This window comes from Stenotrophomonas sp. RG-453 (genome assembly GCF_033843685.1).
GTDB classification, from domain to species: Bacteria; Pseudomonadota; Gammaproteobacteria; order Xanthomonadales; family Xanthomonadaceae; genus Stenotrophomonas; species Stenotrophomonas bentonitica_A.
In genome coordinates, this window is the sequence record NZ_JAMYED010000011.1 from 80,834 (window position 1) to 102,340 (window position 21,507).

Consider the following 21,507-nt stretch of genomic DNA (forward strand, 5'->3'; position numbering starts at 1 on the left):
CTTTTGGAGTGACGGCTTCTGGATCGATGGCTTTAAGAGCAACAGCTCTTCGGAGCAATAGCTCCTTGGAACAACAGCCTTCAGTGCTGGACTCGCCCTGGCTTGGGCGGGCACGGGTGGGTTGTCGGGACCCGCTGCAAGTCCCGCTCCGCGGCCCGGCCCAGCCGCTGGCGGCTGTGCGTTCAGTCGCATGCGAGGCAGTGCCTCGCAAGCAATGCGCCTTCACCCATGTAAGCTCATATGCCGCCATGGATGGGTTCACGGCGGGTCCCGCGCACCCACCCACACCCCGCCTGGCCACGCAGCCCAGCAAACCAGGGCTCAAGCTTTCAGGCTTTCAGGCTTCTCAGCCTTCAGCGCTTCAACGCACCACCCGCCCGCGACCGCCACAGACCGTCGCCGATGAACAGCAGCAACCCGGTCCAGATCGCAGCGAAACCCACCGCCTTGGCCGTATCGAACGGCTCGCGGAAAAAGAACACGCCCAACAACAACCCGATACTCGGCGCGATGTACTGCAGGATTCCGACCAGCGACAGCGGAATCCGCTTCACGCCGTACGCAAACCCGATCAACGGCAGCGCCGTCACCGCCCCGCCAAGGATCAACAGCGCATCGTTGCGCCAGCCCCAGCCACTGAAGAACGCCCCGCCGTGCCCGTTCTCGCTCCACAGCGCGAACCCGATCGCCGGCAGGAACAGATACAGACTCTCCACCCCGAGCCCCGCCACCGGGTCGACCGAAATCATCTTGCGCAGCAACCCGTACAGGCCGAACGAACAGGCCAGCCCCAGGGCGATCCAGGGCGGCCTGCCGGCATCGATGGTCAGCCATGCGACACCGAGCGCCGCGCAGCCCACCGCGAGCCACTGCAGGCGGCGCAGGCGCTCGTTGAGCACCACCACGCCGAGCACCACGCTCACCAGCGGATTGATGAAGTAGCCCAGACTGGTCTCGATCACATGCCCGGCGTTGATCGCCCAGATGTACAGGCCCCAGTTGAACGCGATCGCCACGCTGCTCAGCGCCAACGTCGGCAGCGCGCGTGGCTGCGCCGCGATGGCCTTCCACCAGCCCGGGCCGTTGCTCAGCAGCAGCCAGGCCACCACCAGCACCGTGCTCCAGATGATGCGGTGCGCGATGATCTGCTGCGAGGGCACCGCATTGAGCAGGTGCCAGTAGACCGGCACCAGGCCCCACAGGGTGAAGGTGAACGCGGTGATCGCCAGGCCGCGGCGCTGCTCCTGCAGGCTGTGTGGTGCGGGCAGGCTCACTTCGCTCGCGTCCGGGCCAGGGTCAGCACCACCACGCCGGCCAGGATCACTGCCATGGCCAGCAGGTCACGCCCGCCGAAGTGCTCGTTGCCGATGATCACGCCCAGGATCACCGCGATCACCGGATTGACGTAGGCATAGCTGGCCACCAGTGCCGGGCGCACGTTGTGCAGCAGCCACACGTAGGCGGTGAAGGCGACGATCGAGCCGAACATGCACAGGTAGGCCACCGCCAGCAGCCCATTCATGCTGGGCCAGGTGGTCGGGCGTTCGCCGCTGAGCAGGCCGAGTACGACCAGCATCGCGCCGCCGCAGAGCATCTGCCCGGCCGCGGTCATGAATGGGCTGGGCAGGTCCAGGCCGCGTGCCCAGATCGAGCCGAAGGCCCAGCCGATCGGGGCGATCAGCAGCAGGATCAGGCCCTGCGGGGAGGCGGTCAGGCTGCTGCCGGCGTTGAGCCAGACCACGCCGAGGAAGCCGATCGCGATGCCCAGCCACTCGCCGCGGCTGGCGTTCTGCCCACGCATCGCGCCGAACAGGGCCATCCACAGCGGCACCGAGGCCACGGCGGTCGCCGCCAGGCCCGAGGAGACCGTGCGCTCGGCCAGTACCACCATGCCGTTGCCCAGGACCAGCATGGTCAGGCCCATGATCGCCAGGTTCCGCCACTGGCGCCGGGTCGGCGCGGGCGAGCCACGCCAGCGCAACACGGCATACATCAGCGAACCGGCGATGATGAAGCGGCCGCCGGAGACCATCGTCAGCGGCAGTGCGCCGCCCTCCAGCGCCAGCCGGATCCCCAGATAGGTGGACCCCCAGACCACGTACACCAGCAGCAGCGCCAGGACGACCAGGCCGCTGCGGGGAGCGGCCGACGGAGAGGAGGGTAGGACGGCCATGGGCCACCACGGTGCGGGGGAACACGAATTCTAGGCCGTTGCCGAAGGCGCGGCACGCTTTGTGCTGGCACGCTGATTTCATCCGGCCGCACCGTGATGCCTGACACGCACCCGTTTTTGACGTGCGGTAAGGTAACAAGAGTAATCAACGCTTCCCAGCCAGGACCCCTACCCTGCATGAGCACTTCCGTCCCCGCCACTGCGGCACACCCCGAACGGGCCGCCCTGCGGCGCTCCATCTCCAATACCCTCAAAGGCTCGGCCGGTAATCTGGTCGAGTGGTATGACGTCTACGTCTACTCCGTCTTTGCCGTCTATTTCGAATCCCAGTTCTTCTCGGCCGCCGACAAGAATTCCACGATGTACGTGTGGGCGATCTTCGCCGCCACCTTCCTGATGCGCCCGATCGGTGCGTGGTACTTCGGCCGCTTCGCCGACCGCTACGGTCGCCGGTTGGCGCTGACGGTGTCGGTCACGGTGATGGCCGCCTGTTCGTTCCTGATCGCGATCACCCCGACCGCCTCGCAGATCGGCATCTGGGCCGCGGTGATCCTGCTGTTCGCGCGCCTGCTGCAGGGCTTCGCCACCGGTGGCGAGTACGGCACCAGTGCCACCTACATGTCCGAAGCCGCCATCCCGGGCCGCCGCGGCTTCCTGTCCTCGTTCCATTACGTCACCCTCGTCGGTGGCCACGTGCTGGCGCAGCTGACCCTGCTGGGCATGCTGACCTTCTGGGGCAAGCCGGAAATCTCCGCCTGGGGCTGGCGCGTGGCGTTCGGCATCGGCGGTGTCGCGGCGATCGTGGTGTTCTGGCTGCGCCGCAGCATGGACGAATCGCTGCAGTCCGATTCCATCGATGCCGCCCGCGATGGCCGCGCCAAGGCCTCCGGCTCGATGCGCGAACTGTTCGTCAACCAGTGGCGTCCGCTGCTGCTGTGCTTCCTGATCACCGCCGGCGGCACCGTGGCGTTCTACACCTATTCGGTCAACGGGCCGAAGATGATCCAGAGCGCCTTCGCGGGCGATGACGTGATGACCGGCACGATGATCAATCTCGGCGTGCTGACCTTCCTGATGGTGCTGCAGCCGATCGGCGGCTGGCTGTCGGACATGGTCGGCCGCAAGAGCCTGCTGGTGTTCTTCGGCATCGGTGGCGTGCTGTACAGCTGGTACCTGATCACCGAGCTGCCCAACCAGCACGATCCGTTCATGGCCTTCCTGGTGCTGGGCATCGGCTTCGTGATCCTGACCGGCTACACCTCGATCAATGCGGTGGTCAAAGCCGAGCTGTTCCCGACCCATGTGCGCGCGCTGGGCGTGGGCTTTGGCTACGCGATGGCCAACTCGCTGTTCGGCGGTACCGCGCCGCTGCTGTACCAGGGCGCGCTGAAGACCGGCCAGGTCGGCATGTTCGCGGTGTATGTCACGGCGATCATCGCGGTGTCGCTGGTGGTCTACATGTTCTTCCTGACCAACAAGGGCCCGAACTGGCTCGATGGCACCCGGAAGTAACGGCCGCACCACCCGCCCCGCGATCACGCTGGGCGGGTGGATGCTGGCAATGCGGGTACCGGCGGCGTTCGCCCAGGCCAGCACGTCCTCTTACGCAACGCAGCGCCCTGACGGGCGCTGCGTTGCCATGGGTCAACCGTTCGGCGCGATGATGGCCTGTTGCCTGGCCGCGCTCGCGGCCAGTGGCGGGGGCGCGTGGCGCCTGCTGCGGCGGCGCTGAGCGCCGCCTGCGGTACGCCTCAGCGGCGCGCCGATTCGCTCTTCTCGCGCTCGGCGCGGAATTCGGACCCTTCTTCCCACTGCGGCCAGCGACGGCTGTTGGCCAGTTCCGCGCCCAGGTCGTAGACCAGCAGGGTGTCGGCGGCATGACCACTCGGGTCCCAGCTCGGGGTCCACGCATCGCAGGCCTGGTGGTAGCAGGCGGCGAAGTACGCATCGCGCAGTTCACGGCCCTTCTCGATCCCGCCCTCACGCATGTCCAGCCCCGGGCCGATGGTGATTGCTGGCACGCCAAGGCGAGCGAAGGCGAAGTGGTCGGCGCGGTAGAAGAAGCCCGCTTCCAGATTCGGATCGGGCGAATAGGTGCGGCCACGTGCCTTGGCCACGCGCTCCAGATCCCCTTCCAGCGAGACCCGGCCCTTGCCCCACGAGGCGATGTCGCGGGTCGGGCCATCCGGGCTGAACATCTCGATGTTCAACACGGCGGCGGTCTTGTCCAGCGGGGCGAGCGGGTGCGCGGCGTAGTAGCTGGCCCCGAGCAGGCCCTTCTCTTCGGCGGTCAGCGCCACGAAGTACAGCGTGCGCTGCGGCTGCGGGCCGGCAGCGAAGACGCGGCCCAGCTCCAGCACGGTGGCCACGCCGGTGGCGTTGTCGATCGCACCGCGACGGATGCGGTCGCCCTTGGCATCGGGCTGGCCGATACCGAAAGCATCCCAATGCGCGGAGAAGATCACCGCTTCATCGGCGTGCGCGCCGCCCGGCAGCTTGGCCACCACGTTGCGCGTGATCACCTGCTCGCGCTTGAGCTTGAAGTCCACCGAGAGCTGCGCATCGCCCAAGGCCACCGGCTTGAAGGCCGGGGTCATGGCACGGCGCTTCTCGGCCTCGAAATCCAGGCCCGCATCGCGGAACAGCTGCTCGGCCAGGCTGCGCTGCATCCAGCCGCGCACCGGCACGTGCTGGGCCAGGGCCTGCTCGCGGGTGCGTTCGATATCAAACAGCGGCGAGGTGCCCGAGCTCTTCACCGTGGCCCAGCCATACGCGGCGGGTGCGGTCTCGTGCACGATCAGCACGCCCTGCGCACCGCGGCGCGCGGCTTCTTCGAACTTGTAGGTCCAGCGGCCATAGTAGGTCACGGCCTTGCCATCGAATGCGCCCGGCTGGTCGGCCTCGAAATCGGCATCGTTGATCAGCACCACGGCGATCTTGCCGTGCAGGTCGACGTCCTTGTAATCGTTCCAGTGGCGCTCGGGGGCATCGATGCCGTAGCCGACGAACACCAGCGGGGCGTTCTTGATCGCCACCGCATCCTGCGGCCGCAGGCTCTGCAGGGTCACGTCCTCGCTATTGACCAGGGCGCGCTGCTTGCCCTTCTGGCGCAGCTGCGCACGCACCGGGCCATCGACCTGCGCACGCACCATCGGCACCGGCTGCACCCAGCCGCCATCCACGCCGCCGGGCTGCAGGCCGTACTTCTTGAACTCTTCGATCAGGTACTGGACGGTGCGCTCTTCACCGGGCGTGGCCGGGGCGCGGCCCTCGAACTCGTCCGAGGCCAGGATCCGCACATGTCGCGACAGTGCCTCCGGATCGATGCCGCCGCCGGGCAGGTCATTGGCGGCGTGGGCCAGGCCGCCCACGAACAGGCAGGACGACAGCAGCAGCATGCGCATCGGATTCACGGCAGACACCAGGACGGAAAACAGGACACCGGAGTGTAACGTGACACCCCCGTGACCGTGCACTAGCGGCGGTCGCGATCCAGCCAGCACGCCAGGCCCTGGGCGTTGAGTTCGATATCCATCGCCAGCACCCGGGCCACCGCTTCATCATCCAGCGGGCAGCCATGCGCCTGCGCGCGTTCCAGGTACAGCGCGGTCAACGCCGCGACCAGGCAGCGATGCCGATCCGGCCGACCATCGCATTGGCGACCGATCTCGACCATGGCATCGATCTGTTCGACGAGATCGTCAGCCAGTTTCCGCGGGGGTGCCACGCGCCCGTAATGGGTCAGGTACATGGCCTGCGGATCGTAGGCCAGCATCTTTGCGATCGACTGCTTCAGCGGCTCCGGATCGAACTGCACCGGTGAGGAGGTGGGCACGATGAAGGCGCCCTGCGCGCTGTCCAGCTCGCGGTAGGACAGCCCGAAGGTGTCGCCGGTGAACCAGCTGCGGCTGCGCGCATCCCACACACACAGGTGATGGCGGGCGTGCCCCGGCGTATCCACGCACAGCAGGGTGCGCCCGGCCAGATCCACGGTGTGGCCATCTTCGGCGATCACCACCCGGTCAGCGCCCACGGCCAGGATCGGCCCATAGCTGCGCGCGATTTCCGCCTCACCGTAGACCTCGGTGGCCCCGGCGATCAGGCGGGTCGGGTCGACCATATGCGGCGCACCACGCGGATGCACCACCAGGGTGGCGTTGGGCAGCTGCTGCATCAGCAGGCCGGCACCGCCGGCGTGGTCGAGGTGCACATGGGTCAGGATCAGCCAGTCGACCTGCTCGGGCGTGCAGCCGGCGCGCGTCAACGCGGCGAGCATCGCCGGCACGGCCAGGCCGGTACCGCAATCGATGAACGCTGCCCGGCCGTTCTCGACGATCAGGTAGGCGGCATCGAAATCATCCCGCTGGAACGCGGTGTCGATCGTATGAATGCTGGGGTCGGAGTGCATCAACGCATCCCTGGCACGAAACGCCCCCATCTTACGTCGATCAGTGCAGCGGCTTCGATGCGGCTTTGGTCGCAGTCGCGCTCAGCAGTGGCCCGCGCAGCAGCACCGCGGCCACCATCACCGCCAGAAAGGCACCGTAGGCATAGAGCACGGCCAGTACCTGCCGCCAGATTGGACCGGCATCGTTCTGGACCACGCCGATATGGTGGCCCCACAGCATCGCCAGGATGCTCAGCACGAAGGCCAGCACCAGCGCGGCACCGTCGAACACGCGGCGCGCGGTGCCACGCGGCTGGCGGGGGAACAGCCAGTACAGCGTGCCCAGCAGCACGAACCAGGGCAGGAACAACAACAACGACAACCAGGCCATCGCAGTCTCCCGTGCAGGATCACGCCCCGCGGCGTGCAGGGGCATCATGCCATAGCGGTGGCACCGGCCAACGGCCGATGCCTGTGTGATGGCGCGGTCGCCTGGTTGCCGGCCAGCGGCCGGCACTACGTGGGGCTGCGGTTGGCTGGGTGTTGGCCAGCAGGCGGCGTTACTCGCGCAGTGCCTGCAGTGCGGCGAGCACGACATCCACCTCCGCCTCGAGCTTGAACAGCTCGCTCTGCAGCCCGTCGCCATGCTCGGTCTGCTTGAGCACGCCGATCAGCTGGCCGGCGTCGCGCGGCGAATCAAAGCCCTCGCTCTGGATCAGCAGCGTGCCGTCACCGGCCTGCAGCTTGAAGTAGAAGCGGCCGTCCTTTTCGCGGTACTGCTTGAACAGCGGCGGTGCCGCGCGCGCGGCGCCGCTTTCCTCGCTGGGTACATCACCGGCGGTGGACAGATCGCGCAGGCCAACCGCATGGCGCAGCTCCTTCAGCAGCGGCACGGCGAACTGCTCACGCAGCTGCTGGCCACGACGGCGCAGCAGCGCCTCGATCTTCTCCGGCTCGGCCATCAGGGCGTCATAGCGTTCGCGCAGCGGGGTGATCTCGCTGTCGATCCGCTCGAACAGCTGCTGCTTGGCATCGCCCCAGCTGATGCCCTCGGCGAAGGCCTGCGCGAACGCAGCGGTCTGCTCCGGGGTGGCGAAGGCCTGGTACATCTGGAACAACGCCGAGCCTTCGGTGCTCTTGGGCTCACCCGGCGCGCGCGAATCGGTGAGGATCGAGAACACCAGCTTCTTCAACTCCGCGCGCGGGGCGAACAGCGGAATGGTGTTGTGGTAACTCTTGCTCATCTTGCGGCCGTCCAGGCCCGCCAGCGTAGCGACCTGCTCATCGATCACCACCTCCGGCAGCGGGAAGAACTCCTGGCCGTAGACGTGGTTGAAGCGCTGCGCGAAATCGCGCGCCATCTCGATGTGCTGGATCTGGTCGCGGCCGACCGGCACGCGGTTGGCCTTGAAGATCAGGATGTCGGCGGCCATCAGCACCGGGTACATGAACAGCCCCGCGCTGACCCCGGCATCGTCGTCGAGCTGCTCTTCGCGGTTCTTGTCCACGGCGGCCTTGTAGGCATGCGCGCGGTTGAGGATGCCCTTGCTGGCGATCACGGTCAGGAACCACATCAGCTCGGTGGTTTCCGGGATGTCGCTCTGCCGGTAGAACCACACCGTGTCCGGATCCAGCCCGCACGCCAGCCAGCTCGCCGCGATCTCCAGCGTGGAGCGCTGGGTGCGCTCGGGCTCCTGCGCCTTGATCAGGCTGTGCAGGTCGGCCAGGAAGAAGAAGCTCTCGATTTCCGAGGCCTGGCTGGCGCTGATCGCCGGACGGATGGCGCCGACGTAGTTGCCCAGGTGGGGCGTGCCGGAGGGGGTGATGCCGGTAAGGACGCGGGTAGTCATGGGGAATCAATGCGGACAGATGAACCGCCCCAGTTTACCTGCCCGCGCTCGACCCCGTTGGCCCGGCCCGTGCGTTTGATCGTGCACCTGCCCTGCGGAGCCCTGCCATGAAACGTTTGATCCTGCCCCTGCTTGCCGTGCTGGCCCTGTGCGGGTTCAAGCCGGCGCTGCCGCTTCGTTACGACACCGGGCCGGTCCACCTGACGGTGACCGACCGCGACAGCGGCCAAGCCCTGACCCAGTACCGCCAGGACGGCCAGCGCTGGATCGCGGGCCAGCAGGGCCACCGTTACAGCGTGCGCCTGCGCAACGGCAGCGCCGAGCGCGTGCTGGTGGTGCTTTCGGTCGATGGCCTGAATGCCATCAGCGGCGAGGTGGCCGCGCCCCACCAGACCGGCTACGTGCTCAACCCGTGGCAGACCACCGACATCCATGGCTGGCGCAAATCCGCCGACGAGGTCGCCCAGTTCGTGTTCACCGATCCGGACCGCAGCTACGCCGGCCGCACCGGACGCCCGGCCAACATCGGCGTGATCGGCGTGGCCGTGTTCCGCGAGGCGGGGCGGGTGTCATGGGAAGCCGCCCCCGCCGTGGCCGACTCCGCCGATGCCAGGGCACGCCCACAGGCACGCTCCTCGACGACGGAGCGTGTGCGGGTGACCGGTTCCACCGCCCCGGCACCGCAACTGGGCACCGGCCACGGCCAGCGCGAGCCGTCGCGGGTGCGCAACACCGCGTTCGAACGCGACACGGCCTTTCCGACGCAGCAGGTGCAGGTGCGTTACGACAGCGAGCGCAATCTGGTGGCACGCGGGATCATTCCAAGGTCAAGCGCGCCGGTGCGCGACGAGCCCCAGGCCTTCCCGGGCCAATACGTGCCCGATCCCCCGCCGCAGCGCCGCCGCTGATCGCGCAGGTGCCCCACAGAAAACGGGCCGCTTTCGCGGCCCGTCCCGGTTTCAACCCCCGACGGCGGCGCCGTCGTCATGGATCACCACTCAGTGGTAATCCGGATAATCCTTGCGCATGGCCGCTTCGAAGTCGCGGACTTCGGTTTCAGCACGGTCGCGTGCCCAGCCATAGCGTTCCTGCAGGCGCCCTGCCAGGTACTCGGCATTGCCTTCGGCCACCTTGAAATCGTCGTCGGTCAGGTCGCCCCACTTGGCCTGCGCCTTGCCCTTGAGCTGCGTCCACTTGCCGGAAATGATGTCTTTGTTCATGGGTTCGCATCCTTGATTGCAACGGCCATTTCGCCGTGGGTCCAGAATGCGCGTGGCCGCGTTGCCGCGCGGTCAAGCAGCGATGAAACGCACGCTCACGAGCTTGAATGATTCACCACTGCACGCGTTCCGCCGCCATTTGGCGGACATGAAAAAGGCCGGGAAATCCCGGCCTTTTCCGTTGACGACTGATCGGTTGGATCAGTTGCCCTTGGCAGCGCCTTCGACCGTTTCACCGGCCTTCTGCACGTCCTTGCCGGCACCGGCAACGGTGTTGCAGCCGGACAGCATGGCCACCGAGAACATCGACAACAGCATCAGTGCGATAACACGCTTCATGGGGTTCTCCTGGTTGTTCAAATTCAATACCGAAATCCGGTCCCGCCTGTCAGAAGAGCACGCCAGCGCAGCTCCCCTTCCCGACCTGCAGTGCCGTGGGTTCAACCACACGGCGCCGCGTGAAGTGCAATCTGGCGGGAGAGGCGTGCAGCGGATGTGAATGCACGCAAATACGGTTCAGCCAGCCTTGCTCAATCGCGCATCAGCGTCGATTTTCCGAACAGGCTTTCGACCAGATCGACGGCCAGTTCGGCGGTGGCGTTGCGGTTGTCCAGCAGCGGATTCAGCTCGACGATGTCCAGCGAGCCCATGCGCCCGGTGTCGGCGATCATCTCCATCACCAGCTGCGCTTCGCGGTAGTTGACCCCGCCCGGCACCGTCGTGCCCACGCCCGGCGCGATGCTGGGGTCCAGGAAGTCCACGTCGAAGCTGACGTGCAGGTGCGTGTTGGCATCGATGCCGGCCAGCGCCGCCTCCATGGTGCGCTTCATGCCGGCTTCGTCGATGTAGCGCATGTCGTAGACATCCACCTGGTGCTGCTTGATCAGCCGCTTCTCTTCCTGGTCCACCGAGCGGATGCCGATCTGGTGTACCTGCTGCGGGCGGATCGCCGGTGCATCACCACCGAGGCGGGTCAGCGCGTCCGGGCCCAGCCCGCACAGGCAGGCCACCGGCATGCCGTGCACGTTGCCCGAGGGCGTGACCTCGCTGGTGTTGAAATCCGAATGCGCATCCAGCCACAGCACGCGCAGGTCCTTGCCCTGCTCGCGGCACCAGCGCGCGACCGCGGTGATCGAACCGATCCCCAGGCAGTGGTCGCCACCGAGCATGATCGGCATGCGGCCGGCCTGCAGTTCGGTGTAGGTCGCCTCCATCAGCACGCGGTTCCAGGCCACCACCTCGTCCAGATGGCGGTAGCCCTGCACCGGTGCCGTCCACGGGTTGCGCGGGCCGTCCAGGTTGCCGAGGTCGCGCACCTCCACGCCGCGCGCGGTGAGCGCGTCACCCAGGCCCGCGATGCGCAGGGCGTCCGGTCCCAGTCCTGCGCCACGGTGGCCCGCACCGATATCGGTGGGCACGCCTATCAGGGACACCGGGGAATACATCGCCATCGCTGTTGCCTCCATTGCAAAGAGGACCAGCATAGCCAGCGCGGCGTGATACGACTCGCGGCGCTGCAGCAGTCGTCATCGACTGTGCATCAATGGTGCCGGCACCCGGATTCGAACTGGGGACCTACCGCTTACAAGGCGGTTGCTCTACCAACTGAGCTATGCCGGCATGGGCATCGCGGCGGGAGGACCGTCGCGGAGCCGGGATTCTAGCGCAAGCGCGCGCATTCCAGCGAGCGTTGCTGGGCCGCACCGGTGCGCTGGCGGACCGCGGCGGCGCCGGTGCCATCGGCCAGGGTCGCATCCAGCCACCACTGTGCGCTGCCATCGCCCCCGCTGGCGACCATGGTCGCCTTGAAGCCGGCCGCGCTCAGGGCCGCCAGGCGGCGGTCCGCACCTTCCCGGTTGCGGTACTGGCCCAGCGCGATGGCATTGGCCTCTTCGCCCTGGGCAATGATGTAGTAATCACTCACCCCGGCCGCGACGATGCGTTTGACCGTGGCCTGCGCTTCTTCACGACTGGCAGCGGGCGGCAGCAGGACGCGGTAACGGGTGGCGCCGGCATCGGCGACCTCGCGCAGCCTGGCCCCACGCAGGGCTGCCCCGGCGCGTGACTGGGCGGCCTGGGCGGCAGCGCGGTCAGCGAACGGCCCCAGGCTCACGCATTGGGCGGGCGTGGGGCTTGCGGTGATCGGAGCGGGTGTGGATGCCGGTACCGGAGCTGCCGCCACCGGGGCCGGTGCAGGCACGCTGGTGGCGGGCGCCGGTGCAGGCGTGTCAGCCACGGCGGCGGCTGGCTCGGCGGTGGTCGGCGCGGCCTTGGGCACCGGCGGCTGGGCCACCGGCGCGGAAGCGGGCGTGACGTCCTGCAGCGCCGGCGCGGCGTTCAGCGGCGTTGCGGCAGCCGGCGGCGCCTGCGTGGCCGGCAGCACTTCCAGCTGGGCCACACCGACCGGCGAAGTTGGCGGCGCGCTGACCGGTTCACCGCGCAGCAGCCACCACAGCGCGACACCGAGGTTGAGGATGACCAGGACGACGATCAGGGCACGGGTAAGCATCGGCTGATCCTAGCCTGCCGACGGCGGTTGGTGCACGGCCCAGCGGGCCAGCCCATCAAGCACCAGCGAGGGCTGGAACTCGGCATCGCCGAGCAGCGGCAGCAGCGCCGGTGCACCACCCCCGTGCACCAGCAGATGCGGCAGCGCGCCGAGGCGTTCACCGCCCTGCATGCGGCTGCGTTCAATCAAGGCCACCGCCGCACCATCACAGCCGGAGGCCAGCGCATCGGCGGTGTCGTTGGCGAACTCACTGTAGTCACCGCCTGCGGCCGGCAACTGCACGGCGCGCGCATGCAGCGCTTCGCGCATGGTGGTCGGCGAGGCGGCAATGCGCCCGCCGTGATGCTGGCCATCGGCGTCGATCAGATCGATGGTGAGCGCGGTGCCCACTCCGGCGATCAGCACGGCCTGGCCCCGCGCCGCCACGGCCAACAGTGCCAGGTAACGGTCCACGCCGAAGCGGTTGGGGTCGGCGTAGGCGATCCGCACACCGGCGTATTCGGCCTCGGTACGCGCGACACGGACGTGGCGGAAGCGGGCCTGCAGCACATCCAGCATGGCGGCCGTCAGCGACGGCGCTGCGACGCTGGCGACATACGCGGTATCGCCCGAGGGCAGCGCCTCCAGTGCCAGCGCAGGCATTGCTTCGGCGCCATGCGGCCATGCCTGCACGTCACCGGCGCGCACGCCCTGCAGCGGCGCGAACTTGAAGCGCGAATTGCCCAGGTCAAACAACCAGTCGCTCATTGCGCCCTCACGCTGACTTCGCCCGCATGGAAAACCCGTTCGCTTCCGTCGATACGCACGCGCAGTGCTCCGTCGTCGGCCAGGCCCAGTGCCGTGCCGGCAAACAGGACGCCGCCTTCTTCCACCTGCACCTCGCGCCCGGCCAGGCTGTCCAGCGCGGCATAGCGGGCCAGGAACGGCGCCAGGCCCTGCTGCTCGAACGCGTCCAGTGCTGGCAGCAGCGCGGCCAGGATGCGCGCGACCACGGCATTGCGCGAGGTCTGTTCGCCACACAGCGTGTCCAGATCGGTCCAGGGCTGGGTGATCTCCGCCGCGAAGGTGGCCGGCATGCGTACGTTGACGCCAAGCCCGATCACGGCCCGCGCAGGGCCGGCGAATTCACCGCCGCCTTCGATCAGCAGGCCACCGAGTTTGTGGCCGTCGACGACCAGGTCATTCGGCCACTTCAGCGCGACACCGCCGAAGCCCGCCTCGCGCAGTGCTTCGGCCACCGCGACACCGGCGACCAGGCTGAGCCCGCCCAGCCGCGACAGGCCACCGGCAAAGCCGCGTAATACTGAGAGGTAGACATGCGCCGCCAACGGCGAGGCCCACACCCGCCCCCGCCGCCCGCGGCCACGGGTCTGGCGCTCGGCCAGGAGCACCACCACCCCGCGCTCCGGCGCGCTGCAGCGCAACAATTCACTGTTTGTTGACGCCACTGACCAGGCGATCTCCAGCGAGGCCAGTTCGGCGGACACCGGGCCCGGCAGCGCAGCCTGGATGGCACCGGCGTCCAGCAGGTCCAGCGGCTGCTGCAGCTGGTAGCCGTCACCGGCGCGGCCGTCGATATCGACCCCGGCGGCTCTAAGTCCTTGAATCCGCTTCCAAATCGCGGCGCGGGTCTGGCCCAGTTCGCGCGCCAGCGCGTCGCCGGACAGGCGCTCGGCGCCCAGTTTGGCCAGCAGTTGGCGGTCGTCCACGGCAGCTTCCATCGGGTAAACGGGAAAAGTATGCGGGAAAGCCGCCGCCAGCGCCCACCGGAGGCCTTCCAATCCCTTGGGCGAATCGGGCTAGAATCGAGAACTTGACCCGCCCTGTGGATGTTGACGATGCGCCCGTTCGCCCATTGCCTGCTCCTCCTGATGGCCCCGCTGGCCGCGCACGCTTCCGATGCGCTCACCACGGCGGGCCGCGGCGCGTGTGTCTATTCGGGCAGCGAGAACGAGCGCAGTGCGCCCGCGTCGGCCTCGGCGGCCGCCGCCCCGGCGACCGTCAAGCCCAGCGCCAGCAGCGGTACCAGCACCGGCGGCGGTGGCGATGACGACGTACTGCCGCGCCTGCGTGCGCCGAAATGGCACAGCTTCCTGCCGGGTATGTTCCGCTGATCGAACGACTGTTGGGCTGGCTGCGCCGCACGCCACGCGAGATCGACCCCACCCTCTGGGACCGCACGTGCCGCCGCGCCGCGTGGCTGCAGCAGCTGGACCCAGCCCGCCGCGAGCGCCTGCGCGCCCTCGCCGCCCGCTTCCTCCACGAGAAGACGATCAGCCCGGCCGCCGAACTGCAGCTCGATGAGGCCGACGGCGTGCTGTTGGCCGCGCTGTGCTGCCTGCCGTTGCTGGAACTGGGCGAAATCGGCCTGCGTGGCTGGTCGCAGCTGATCGTCTATCCCGACGCGTTCCGCGTGCACCGCAGCCATGTGGATGCCGCCGGCGTGCTGCACGAATGGGACGACGCACTGATCGGCGAATCCTGGGACAGCGGTCCGCTGATTCTCTCCTGGGCCGACATCCAGGCCGACATCGCCGATCCCGAAGCCGGGTTCTGCGTGGCGGTGCATGAGATGGCGCACAAGATCGATGCGCTGGACGGGGCGATCGACGGCACGCCGCCGTTGCCGCGGGCGTGGCAAACGCAATGGGCAGCGGATTTCCAGCAGGCCTACGACACGTTCTGCGCCGAGGTGGACAGCGGTCGGCAGACGTTGATCGACCCCTACGCGTCCGAGGCGCCGGAAGAATTCTTCGCGGTGGTCAGCGAGTACCACTTCTCCGCACCGGCGCTGCTGGCGCGTGAGATGCCGGCGGTGGCCGGGCATCTGCAGCGGTTCTATGGACCGTCACCGCTGATGCGGTGAGGCGCGCCACGACCAACGGTCGTGGGCCACCAGCGCCTTGGAAATGCCGGGCGATCCAGATCGATGATGCACCCTGCAGACCACGGGTAGGTACCGACCGCTGGTCGGTACAGCCTTTACGGCCCCGGCGGCAGCTTCACTTCAAAGCGCGCGCCACCCAGTTCCGGCGAACGCGTCACCTGCAGTTCGCCACGGTAATCCTTGATCAGGTCCTGCACGATCGACAGGCCGATGCCGTGGCCCTGCACGCGCTCATCGCCACGCACGCCACGCTGCAGCACCTTGGCGATGTCTTCCGGTGCGATGCCCGGGCCATCATCGTCCACCGAAAGCACCAGGCCTGCGCGACGCGCACCGGGCGCCGGCAACGGATGCGCGGTCAGCAGCACGCGACGCTTGGCCCACTTGAAGGCGTTCTCCAGCAGGTTGCCGAGCAGCTCCTGCAGGTCACCAGGCTCGCCATGGAAACGCGCGGCGGGATCGATGTCGAATTCGCACAGCACGCCCTTCGAGGCATACACCTTCTCCAGGCCACGCACGATCTCTTCGGCGTTGGACTCGATCGGCAACGGCGCGGAGAACAGCTTGTGGCCGGACGACGCCGCGCGCGCCAGCTGGTAGGACACCAGGTTGTTCATGCGCCGCAGCTGCACGTCGAATTCTTCGCGCAGATCCTCATCGCGTGCGCCACTGTCGAGCTGCGTGCGCAACACCGCGAGCGGTGTCTTCAGGCTGTGCGCGAGATCGGCCAGGGTGTTGCGCTGGCGCTCGAGGTTTTCGCGCTCGCTCTCGATGAAGGCGTTGATGCTGTCGGTCAGCGGCTCCAGCTCGCGCGGATGCCGTTCGCTCATGCGCTCGGTTTCACCGCGCTGGACCTTGGTCAGTTCGTTGATCACGCGCCGCATCGGGCGCAGGCTCCATTGCAGAATCACGGTCTGCAGCAACAGCAGGATCAGACCGATGCCACCCAGGTAGAACCACACCCGCCCGCGGAACACGCGCAGCTGCGCGCCGAGCGCGCGCGAGTCTTCGAGCACGTAGATCGTGTACGGGAATTCGGTGGCCGGGTCGGCGTCGGCATCCCAGACCAGGCCCATGCCATAGCGGTAGGCCGAGCCCTCGCTGCCGTCGATCTGGATCATCGGCAACGGGCCTTCGAAGACTTCCTGGCGCGGGGCCAGCATGCCGCCGCCCACGGTAGGAAGCATCGGGCCTTCGGCGGACATGGAGTTGCCCTTGCCGTCGGGCATCACGACCTGCAGATAGAGGCCGCTGCCGGGAACATCAAAGCGCGGATCCGGCGGCTGCTCGCGGATGTACAGCGAGCGGTCGCGGGTGAAGTCGATGCCGGCCGCGTAGGCGGTGGCGTAGTTCTTGAGGCGCTCGCGCAGGTTGGCCTTCGCGGTATCGGCGAAGGCGGCGTCCAGCGCGTAGCCGGCCAGGGCCAGGAAGGCCACCAGGCCCACCGAGGCGGCCAGCAGCTGGCGCGCCTGCAGTGAGCGCGGCCGCCAGCGTTTAAAGAACCACAGACGGCCGGACATCATCTATCGCCAGCCGCAGCTCAGCCTTCGTTGCGCGGAATGGCGAAGCGGTAACCGCGGCCACGCACGGTTTCGATCGGCTTGAGTTCGCCGTCGGCATCGAGCTTCTTGCGCAGGCGGCCGATGAAGACCTCCAGCACGTTCGAGTCGCGGTCGAAATCCTGCTGGTAGATGTGTTCGGTGAGGTCGGCCTTGGAGACCAGTTCACCGGCATGCATCATCAGATACTCGAGCACTTTGTACTCGTAGCTGGTGAGGTCCACATTGCTGCCGTTGACGCTGACCGTCTGCGCGGCAAGATCCAGCGCGACCGGGCCGCATTCCAGCGTCGGCTTGCTCCAGCCGGCGGCGCGGCGCAGCAGCGCATTGACGCGGGCCAGCAGCTCTTCCACGTGGAACGGCTTGACCAGGTAATCGTCGGCGCCCTGCTTGAGGCCCTCGACCTTGTCCTGCCAGCTTGAGCGCGCGGTCAGGATGAGCACGGGGAACTTCTTGCCCTCGTCGCGCAGCGCCTTGATCAGTTCCATGCCCGACATCTTGGGCAGGCCCAGATCGATGATGCCGACGTCGAACGGTACTTCGCGGCCCATGTACAGACCTTCCTCACCGTCCTGCGCAGCATCGACGGCAAAGCCTTCGCGCTTGAGCCGGGCTGCCAGTGTTTCCCGCAGCGGGGCTTCGTCTTCGACCAGAAGGATACGCATGAACTCTCCCTAGTGTCCTGGGTATGGCCCCATGGGGCCAGTGGGTAATGCAGATGACTGCGGACAACTATCCCTGTTCAGGGGTTATCGCCGCGTAGTGATGACATATCCGAGCGCGGCGTGCGGGGCTGTGAACGCGATGTCGCCGGATCGTCCATATAGCGGACGCGACCGCGATCATCCATGTACTTCACCCGGTTGATATCGCGCCCATCGAAGGGCACGCGCTCGGCGCCGAGGATGTGTCCACCGGTAGTACGTTGCACCCGACGCACCGCGTCGGACAGCGAGCGCTCCTGCGGGCCACCACGTTCGGCCGTGCGCATCATCTCGGCACGGGCCGCTTCCGGCGGTGGCATCTGTGCCCACGCACTGCTGGAGGCAGCGGCGCCCGTCGCCAACAGGGCGAAGGCGGCAATGCGGCGGTGGCGGGTCACGGAGAACATCGGTCTGATCCTAGCGGAGCGCGGCTAAACGTTCAAAAGTTGTGAATCGGCAACCGCCAGCCTGGGCCGGCGCTTTACGAATCTTTAGCGAATTCTTGGTTTTAGCCAGTGAATCCGATCTGAACTTTTCCTGCCGCCTCCCCGCGCCGTTCATATAAGTGAACATTGGCGGTCAAAGCGGGATGCTTGTCAAGCCGACAAGGTGACGCGGCTCACGCGGCGACGCGTTCGGCCTGCGCCCGGGTCACTGCCAGTGCCTGCTCGATCAGGCTCCAGTCGGCCCCGACCCGGTGCGAGCCCTCGCTCAGGATCTGGCGGAAAGCGCGCCCACCTGGCTGCCCATGGAACAGGCCCAGCAGGTGGCGGGTGATGTGCTTGAGGGCCAGCCCGGCGGCCAGCCGGGCCTCGATGTAGGGCTGCATCGCGCGCAGCAGGGCTTCGCGAGGTTGCAGCGCGGCGCCGGTCTGGGCGGCCTCGAGCTGATGCAGCACGTAGGGATCGTGGTAGGCCGCACGGCCCAGCATCACCCCGTCCAGGGCCGGCAGCTGGGCCTGCGCCGCCTCGATCGTGGCCAAGCCGCCGTTGAGGACGATCTGCAGCTGCGGGCGGTCGGTCTTGAGGCGGTGCGCCCAGTCGTACCGCAGCGGCGGCACTTCGCGGTTTTCCTTGGGCGACAGGCCCTTCAGCCACGCGTTGCGGGCATGTACCACGAACATCGCACTCCCGGCGTTGGCCGATTGATCGACGAAGTTGACGAAGTTTTCGTAGTCGTTGTCGTCATCTACGCCCAAGCGACATTTCACCGTGACCGGAATGTCCACCGCGGCAACCATCGCGCCCACGCACTCGGCGACCAGCGCCGGCTCGCGCATCAGGCAGGCACCGAAGCGGCCGGCCTGCACGCGGTCGGACGGGCAGCCGCAGTTGAGGTTGACCTCGTCGTAGCCCCATTCCTGCGCGATACGCGCAGCCTGGGCCAGCAGGCCCGGATCGCTGCCGCCCAGCTGCAGGGCCAGCGGATGCTCGCTGCCGTCGAAGCCGAGCAGGCGCTCGCGGTCGCCATGGATCACCGCGTTGGCGTGCACCATCTCTGTGTACAGCCGTGCGCCCGGTGCCAGCAACCGATGGAAGTACCGGCAATGGCGGTCCGTCCAGTCCATCATTGGGGCGACGGACAGGCGCAGGGAGGCGGCGTAACGCGCGGCGGCGTCGGTGATCGGCTGGGTCATGGGGCGCGGGGCTGTCTGAATTCACTGGCAATGCCAGCGCAATCAATAGTTTACCCCCTTCCCATGAACGCTGCCCGAGGGTGCAGCCGGCGGCCGGATCGCGCGCGGAGTACCCGCCTGCAACGACGGCGGTAGACAATGCAGCCCTGCACGTCCCTCCCAGGCATCCATGCCCGCGCTCCGTCTGCCCAGCTTCGACCCCACCACCGAGCAAGGCGTCCTGCGCCTGTCGATCGCCGCCTCCCTGGCGATGGCCGCCGCGGCCGTGGCGTTCGGCCTGTTGGCCAACTCCTCGCTGATCATCTTCGACGGGATCTACGGGCTGATCGACGTGGTGATGACCTGGCTGTCGCTGCTGGTGGTGCGCCTGATCAGCCTGTCGACCCACGTCGATACCCTGCAGTCGCGCTTGAACCAGCGCTTCACCATGGGCTTCTGGCACCTGGAGCCGATCGTGCTCGGGGTCAGCGGCACGTTGATGATCGGCGCGGCGCTGTACGCGGCGGTCAATGCGGTGGATGCCCTGATGTCCGGCGGACGCGAGATCGCGCTGGGGCCGGCGATCCTGTTCGCGGTGATTTCGATCGTGGCCGAAACCGGCCTGGCGCTGTTCGTGCGCCGGGCGAACCGGTCGATCGGCTCGGACTTCATTGCCCTGGATGCCAAGAACTGGGTCGTCGCGGCCAGCATGTCGGCGGCGTATCTGGTCGCCTTCGTCGGCGGCTATGTGCTGGGCGGCACGCCGTGGGCGTGGCTGGTCCCGTACATCGATCCGGCGATCCTGCTGGTGGTCTGCCTGTTCGTGGTGGTGGCGCCGATGGGCACGGTGCGCCAAGCACTGTCGGACATTCTGCTGATCACCCCGCTGGATCTGCAGACGCACGTGGACGAGGTGGCGCGCGACATCGTGGCCCGGCACGGTTTCCTGGAGTATCGCAGCTACGTGGCCAAGGTCGGGCGCGGTGAGCAGATCGAACTGTTCTTCGTGGTGCGCGCCGATGATCCGCCGCGGGCGCTGATCGAGTGGGACCGGCTGCGCGACGAGATCGGCGAGGCGCTGGGTGAGGAGTCGCCGGACCGCTGGCTGACCATCATGTTCACCACGGATCGGGAGTGGGCGATCTGAGCGAGGCCAACGGGCATCGTCCTATCGCTCGGTTCCCGCGCTGCCCTGCTTCCACTGCCGTGGCGACTGCCCGGTCTGCGCCTTGAACGCGCGCGACAACGCCGCTTCGCTACCGTAACCCACATCGATGGCGATGCGCTTGAGCGGATGGCCGCGGCGCAGCGCCTGCTGCACCAGGCGGGTGCGCCAGCCCTGCAGGTAATGACCGGGCGTGCTGCCGATGGTGTCGCGGAAGCTGTCAGCGAAGGCGCTGCGTGACATGCCGGCGCGCTGCGCGAGCGACTCCAGCGTCCACTCGTCTGCCGGTGCCTCGTGCATGGCCACCAGCGCGTGGCGCAGGCGCGGATGGGCCATGCCGGCCAGCAGGCCGACGCGGATCTGGCCGCTCTCCATCAGCGCGCGCAGGATCTGGATCACCACCACTTCAAACAGGCGATCCAGCAGCGCCTGGCGGCCGCAGCGCTGCGCGAAGGCTTCTTCGAACAACAGCGACAGCACCGGCTGGCCGCCGTATAGGCCCTCCAGCGGCAGACAGACGATCGGCGGCAATGCTGCGGCCACCGGGTTGTTGGCGCCGCCTTCGAACTGCAGGTTGGCGCAGGCAAAGTCGGCCCCCCGGGTGGCATCGGTGACGAAGCGGTGCGCGAGCGGGCGCGGGTACAGCAGCACGCTGGGCGTGGTGATCTGCAGGACGCTGCCGTCCGGATGCTCGACGCGCACATCGCCGTCGCGGATCAGATGCAGTTGGCCGCGCTCGCCGTCGGCGGGCAGATCGTTGATGCCGCACAGCGCGCCGGCATGGAACACCTCGGCCGACACCGCGAAGCGGTCCAGCAGGGATTGCAGTCGATCGACCATTGGCGGACTCCAGATCAAGTTTTCTGGACGAAATGTTGCCATAAGTACGACTCAGGCGCGCAAAGTACACCTGCCATCTGGCCCACCCCTTTCACTCCGCAGGAGATTCCCATGTCCATTGCCAACGTTCTGTACACCGCCCAGGCCACTGCCAACGGCGGCCGCGACGGCCGCGCCGTCTCTTCCGACAACGTGCTGGACATCCAGCTCTCCACCCCGCGCGAGCTGGGCGGCGCGGGCGGCCCGGGCACCAACCCGGAGCAGCTGTTCGCCGCCGGTTACTCGGCCTGCTTCCTGGGCGCGCTGAAGTATGTGGCCGGTCAGGCCAAGGTCGCTCTGCCGGCTGAAACGCAGATCACCGGCAAGGTCGGCATCGGCCAGATCCCGACCGGCTTCGGCATCGAAGTGGCGCTGGAGATTTCGGTTCCGGGCCTGCCGCGCGAGCAGGTCGAAGAACTGGTGCAGAAGGCGCACATCGTGTGCCCGTACTCCAACGCGACCCGCGGCAACATCGACGTGACGCTGACGGTGGTCTGAAAAAAAAATGGGCGGCTGCCTGACTTGATCGTCTGGCAACCGCCCATCCCACCGCGGTGGA

Annotated in this window: 23 protein-coding genes and 1 tRNA gene; 6 read left to right on the forward strand and 18 right to left on the reverse strand. The window is 67.6% G+C overall.

What is annotated here, in order from left to right:
• Nucleotides 1–353: 353 nt before the first annotated feature.
• Nucleotides 354–1,274: an EamA family transporter RarD gene (rarD, locus tag NJD74_RS18725; RefSeq protein ID WP_019185532.1), complete on the reverse strand. Its 921-nt coding sequence runs from the start codon at nucleotides 1,272–1,274 to the stop codon at nucleotides 354–356.
• A complete protein-coding gene (yedA, locus tag NJD74_RS18730; RefSeq protein ID WP_319624760.1) occupies nucleotides 1,271–2,173 on the reverse strand; it encodes a drug/metabolite exporter YedA in 903 nt (300 codons plus the stop codon). The genes rarD and yedA overlap by 4 nt, the downstream gene beginning before the upstream one ends.
• Before the next feature lie 177 nt (nucleotides 2,174–2,350).
• Between yedA and NJD74_RS18735 the strand changes: the two genes are divergently transcribed.
• Nucleotides 2,351–3,685: an MFS transporter gene (locus NJD74_RS18735; protein WP_019185530.1), complete on the forward strand. Its 1,335-nt coding sequence runs from the start codon at nucleotides 2,351–2,353 to the stop codon at nucleotides 3,683–3,685.
• A 239-nt stretch (nucleotides 3,686–3,924) separates the two neighbouring features.
• Here the strand turns inward: NJD74_RS18735 and NJD74_RS18740 are convergent, their stop codons facing one another.
• The 4 genes from NJD74_RS18740 to NJD74_RS18755 form a co-directional block, all read right to left on the reverse strand.
• Nucleotides 3,925–5,577: a M28 family metallopeptidase gene (locus NJD74_RS18740; RefSeq protein WP_070474396.1), complete on the reverse strand. Its 1,653-nt coding sequence runs from the start codon at nucleotides 5,575–5,577 to the stop codon at nucleotides 3,925–3,927.
• 71 nt (nucleotides 5,578–5,648) lie between these two features.
• Nucleotides 5,649–6,581 (reverse strand): MBL fold metallo-hydrolase, encoded by a 933-nt coding sequence (locus tag NJD74_RS18745; RefSeq protein ID WP_319624761.1) that lies wholly within the window; start codon nucleotides 6,579–6,581, stop codon nucleotides 5,649–5,651.
• Nucleotides 6,582–6,621: 40 nt separating this feature from the next.
• On the reverse strand, nucleotides 6,622–6,951 hold the full coding sequence (locus tag NJD74_RS18750) for a hypothetical protein (RefSeq protein WP_019185526.1): 330 nt from the start codon (nucleotides 6,949–6,951) through the stop codon (nucleotides 6,622–6,624).
• Nucleotides 6,952–7,120: 169 nt separating this feature from the next.
• The gene (locus NJD74_RS18755; RefSeq protein ID WP_319624762.1) at nucleotides 7,121–8,410 is read right to left on the reverse strand and encodes a tryptophan--tRNA ligase; all 1,290 of its coding nucleotides are present in this window, start codon (nucleotides 8,408–8,410) and stop codon (nucleotides 7,121–7,123) included.
• A 107-nt stretch (nucleotides 8,411–8,517) separates the two neighbouring features.
• On the opposite strand from NJD74_RS18755, the gene NJD74_RS18760 reads away from it, so the two are divergent.
• Nucleotides 8,518–9,318 (forward strand): hypothetical protein, encoded by an 801-nt coding sequence (locus tag NJD74_RS18760; RefSeq protein ID WP_319624763.1) that lies wholly within the window; start codon nucleotides 8,518–8,520, stop codon nucleotides 9,316–9,318.
• A 90-nt stretch (nucleotides 9,319–9,408) separates the two neighbouring features.
• On the opposite strand, the gene NJD74_RS18765 is transcribed toward NJD74_RS18760, so the two are convergent.
• The 7 genes from NJD74_RS18765 to birA form a co-directional block, all read right to left on the reverse strand.
• Nucleotides 9,409–9,630: a CsbD family protein gene (locus NJD74_RS18765; protein WP_019185523.1), complete on the reverse strand. Its 222-nt coding sequence runs from the start codon at nucleotides 9,628–9,630 to the stop codon at nucleotides 9,409–9,411.
• 201 nt (nucleotides 9,631–9,831) lie between these two features.
• Nucleotides 9,832–9,969: an entericidin A/B family lipoprotein gene (locus tag NJD74_RS18770; RefSeq protein WP_019185522.1), complete on the reverse strand. Its 138-nt coding sequence runs from the start codon at nucleotides 9,967–9,969 to the stop codon at nucleotides 9,832–9,834.
• A gap of 191 nt (nucleotides 9,970–10,160) precedes the next feature.
• Nucleotides 10,161–11,081: an arginase gene (rocF, locus tag NJD74_RS18775; protein WP_319624764.1), complete on the reverse strand. Its 921-nt coding sequence runs from the start codon at nucleotides 11,079–11,081 to the stop codon at nucleotides 10,161–10,163.
• A gap of 93 nt (nucleotides 11,082–11,174) precedes the next feature.
• Nucleotides 11,175–11,250, reverse strand: a tRNA-Thr gene (locus tag NJD74_RS18780).
• A 40-nt stretch (nucleotides 11,251–11,290) separates the two neighbouring features.
• The gene (locus NJD74_RS18785) at nucleotides 11,291–12,139 is read right to left on the reverse strand and encodes an SPOR domain-containing protein (protein WP_319624765.1); all 849 of its coding nucleotides are present in this window, start codon (nucleotides 12,137–12,139) and stop codon (nucleotides 11,291–11,293) included.
• Nucleotides 12,140–12,148: 9 nt separating this feature from the next.
• Nucleotides 12,149–12,886 carry a type III pantothenate kinase gene (locus tag NJD74_RS18790; RefSeq protein WP_102788857.1) on the reverse strand — a complete coding sequence of 246 codons (738 nt, stop codon included), beginning with the start codon at nucleotides 12,884–12,886 and terminating at the stop codon, nucleotides 12,149–12,151.
• Nucleotides 12,883–13,848: a bifunctional biotin--[acetyl-CoA-carboxylase] ligase/biotin operon repressor BirA gene (birA, locus tag NJD74_RS18795; protein ID WP_319624766.1), complete on the reverse strand. Its 966-nt coding sequence runs from the start codon at nucleotides 13,846–13,848 to the stop codon at nucleotides 12,883–12,885. Before birA ends, NJD74_RS18790 begins: the two co-directional genes overlap by 4 nt.
• Before the next feature lie 129 nt (nucleotides 13,849–13,977).
• Between birA and NJD74_RS18800 the strand changes: the two genes are divergently transcribed.
• Both NJD74_RS18800 and NJD74_RS18805 read left to right on the forward strand, forming a co-directional pair.
• The gene (locus NJD74_RS18800; protein WP_026070147.1) at nucleotides 13,978–14,253 is read left to right on the forward strand and encodes a hypothetical protein; all 276 of its coding nucleotides are present in this window, start codon (nucleotides 13,978–13,980) and stop codon (nucleotides 14,251–14,253) included.
• Complete coding sequence (locus tag NJD74_RS18805; RefSeq protein ID WP_019185516.1) at nucleotides 14,220–15,005, forward strand: M90 family metallopeptidase; 786 nt, start codon at nucleotides 14,220–14,222, stop codon at nucleotides 15,003–15,005. The genes NJD74_RS18800 and NJD74_RS18805 overlap by 34 nt, the downstream gene beginning before the upstream one ends.
• A 116-nt stretch (nucleotides 15,006–15,121) precedes the next feature.
• On the opposite strand, the gene NJD74_RS18810 is transcribed toward NJD74_RS18805, so the two are convergent.
• From NJD74_RS18810 to dusA, 4 genes are all read right to left on the reverse strand, one after another.
• On the reverse strand, nucleotides 15,122–16,546 hold the full coding sequence (locus tag NJD74_RS18810) for a sensor histidine kinase (RefSeq protein WP_019185515.1): 1,425 nt from the start codon (nucleotides 16,544–16,546) through the stop codon (nucleotides 15,122–15,124).
• 20 nt (nucleotides 16,547–16,566) lie between these two features.
• Nucleotides 16,567–17,250, reverse strand: coding sequence for a response regulator transcription factor (locus NJD74_RS18815; RefSeq protein ID WP_019185514.1), 684 nt, complete (start codon nucleotides 17,248–17,250; stop codon nucleotides 16,567–16,569).
• Nucleotides 17,251–17,327: 77 nt separating this feature from the next.
• Entirely contained in the window at nucleotides 17,328–17,696 is a 369-nt protein-coding gene (locus NJD74_RS18820) for a hypothetical protein (protein WP_046272358.1), read from the reverse strand.
• A 212-nt stretch (nucleotides 17,697–17,908) separates the two neighbouring features.
• A complete protein-coding gene (dusA, locus tag NJD74_RS18825) occupies nucleotides 17,909–18,925 on the reverse strand; it encodes a tRNA dihydrouridine(20/20a) synthase DusA (protein ID WP_070474383.1) in 1,017 nt (338 codons plus the stop codon).
• Between the two features lie 169 nt (nucleotides 18,926–19,094).
• On the opposite strand from dusA, the gene NJD74_RS18830 reads away from it, so the two are divergent.
• Complete coding sequence (locus NJD74_RS18830) at nucleotides 19,095–20,051, forward strand: cation transporter (RefSeq protein WP_070426418.1); 957 nt, start codon at nucleotides 19,095–19,097, stop codon at nucleotides 20,049–20,051.
• Nucleotides 20,052–20,072: 21 nt separating this feature from the next.
• Here NJD74_RS18830 and NJD74_RS18835 read toward each other — a convergent pair whose 3' ends face one another.
• Nucleotides 20,073–20,909: an AraC family transcriptional regulator gene (locus NJD74_RS18835; protein ID WP_319624767.1), complete on the reverse strand. Its 837-nt coding sequence runs from the start codon at nucleotides 20,907–20,909 to the stop codon at nucleotides 20,073–20,075.
• A 111-nt stretch (nucleotides 20,910–21,020) separates the two neighbouring features.
• On the opposite strand from NJD74_RS18835, the gene NJD74_RS18840 reads away from it, so the two are divergent.
• The gene (locus NJD74_RS18840; RefSeq protein ID WP_019185509.1) at nucleotides 21,021–21,446 is read left to right on the forward strand and encodes an organic hydroperoxide resistance protein; all 426 of its coding nucleotides are present in this window, start codon (nucleotides 21,021–21,023) and stop codon (nucleotides 21,444–21,446) included.
• The last annotated feature ends 61 nt before the right edge of the window (nucleotides 21,447–21,507 follow it).

Bases quoted from the DNA above. Each gene is read 5' to 3' on its own strand.
- yedA (WP_319624760.1), bottom strand. From the start codon at position 2,173: ATGGCCGTCCTACCCTCCTCTCCGTCGGCCGCTCCCCGCAGCGGCCTG.
- NJD74_RS18735 (WP_019185530.1), top strand. From the start codon at position 2,351: ATGAGCACTTCCGTCCCCGCCACTGCGGCACACCCCGAACGGGCCGCC.
- NJD74_RS18740 (WP_070474396.1), bottom strand. From the start codon at position 5,577: ATGCGCATGCTGCTGCTGTCGTCCTGCCTGTTCGTGGGCGGCCTGGCC.
- NJD74_RS18745 (WP_319624761.1), bottom strand. From the start codon at position 6,581: ATGCACTCCGACCCCAGCATTCATACGATCGACACCGCGTTCCAGCGG.
- NJD74_RS18750 (WP_019185526.1), bottom strand. From the start codon at position 6,951: ATGGCCTGGTTGTCGTTGTTGTTGTTCCTGCCCTGGTTCGTGCTGCTG.
- NJD74_RS18755 (WP_319624762.1), bottom strand. From the start codon at position 8,410: ATGACTACCCGCGTCCTTACCGGCATCACCCCCTCCGGCACGCCCCAC.
- NJD74_RS18760 (WP_319624763.1), top strand. From the start codon at position 8,518: ATGAAACGTTTGATCCTGCCCCTGCTTGCCGTGCTGGCCCTGTGCGGG.
- NJD74_RS18765 (WP_019185523.1), bottom strand. From the start codon at position 9,630: ATGAACAAAGACATCATTTCCGGCAAGTGGACGCAGCTCAAGGGCAAG.
- NJD74_RS18770 (WP_019185522.1), bottom strand. From the start codon at position 9,969: ATGAAGCGTGTTATCGCACTGATGCTGTTGTCGATGTTCTCGGTGGCC.
- rocF (WP_319624764.1), bottom strand. From the start codon at position 11,081: ATGGCGATGTATTCCCCGGTGTCCCTGATAGGCGTGCCCACCGATATC.
- NJD74_RS18785 (WP_319624765.1), bottom strand. From the start codon at position 12,139: ATGCTTACCCGTGCCCTGATCGTCGTCCTGGTCATCCTCAACCTCGGT.
- NJD74_RS18790 (WP_102788857.1), bottom strand. From the start codon at position 12,886: ATGAGCGACTGGTTGTTTGACCTGGGCAATTCGCGCTTCAAGTTCGCG.
- NJD74_RS18800 (WP_026070147.1), top strand. From the start codon at position 13,978: ATGCGCCCGTTCGCCCATTGCCTGCTCCTCCTGATGGCCCCGCTGGCC.
- NJD74_RS18805 (WP_019185516.1), top strand. From the start codon at position 14,220: ATGGCACAGCTTCCTGCCGGGTATGTTCCGCTGATCGAACGACTGTTG.
- NJD74_RS18810 (WP_019185515.1), bottom strand. From the start codon at position 16,546: ATGTCCGGCCGTCTGTGGTTCTTTAAACGCTGGCGGCCGCGCTCACTG.
- NJD74_RS18815 (WP_019185514.1), bottom strand. From the start codon at position 17,250: ATGCGTATCCTTCTGGTCGAAGACGAAGCCCCGCTGCGGGAAACACTG.
- NJD74_RS18820 (WP_046272358.1), bottom strand. From the start codon at position 17,696: ATGTTCTCCGTGACCCGCCACCGCCGCATTGCCGCCTTCGCCCTGTTG.
- dusA (WP_070474383.1), bottom strand. From the start codon at position 18,925: ATGACCCAGCCGATCACCGACGCCGCCGCGCGTTACGCCGCCTCCCTG.
- NJD74_RS18830 (WP_070426418.1), top strand. From the start codon at position 19,095: ATGCCCGCGCTCCGTCTGCCCAGCTTCGACCCCACCACCGAGCAAGGC.
- NJD74_RS18835 (WP_319624767.1), bottom strand. From the start codon at position 20,909: ATGGTCGATCGACTGCAATCCCTGCTGGACCGCTTCGCGGTGTCGGCC.
- NJD74_RS18840 (WP_019185509.1), top strand. From the start codon at position 21,021: ATGTCCATTGCCAACGTTCTGTACACCGCCCAGGCCACTGCCAACGGC.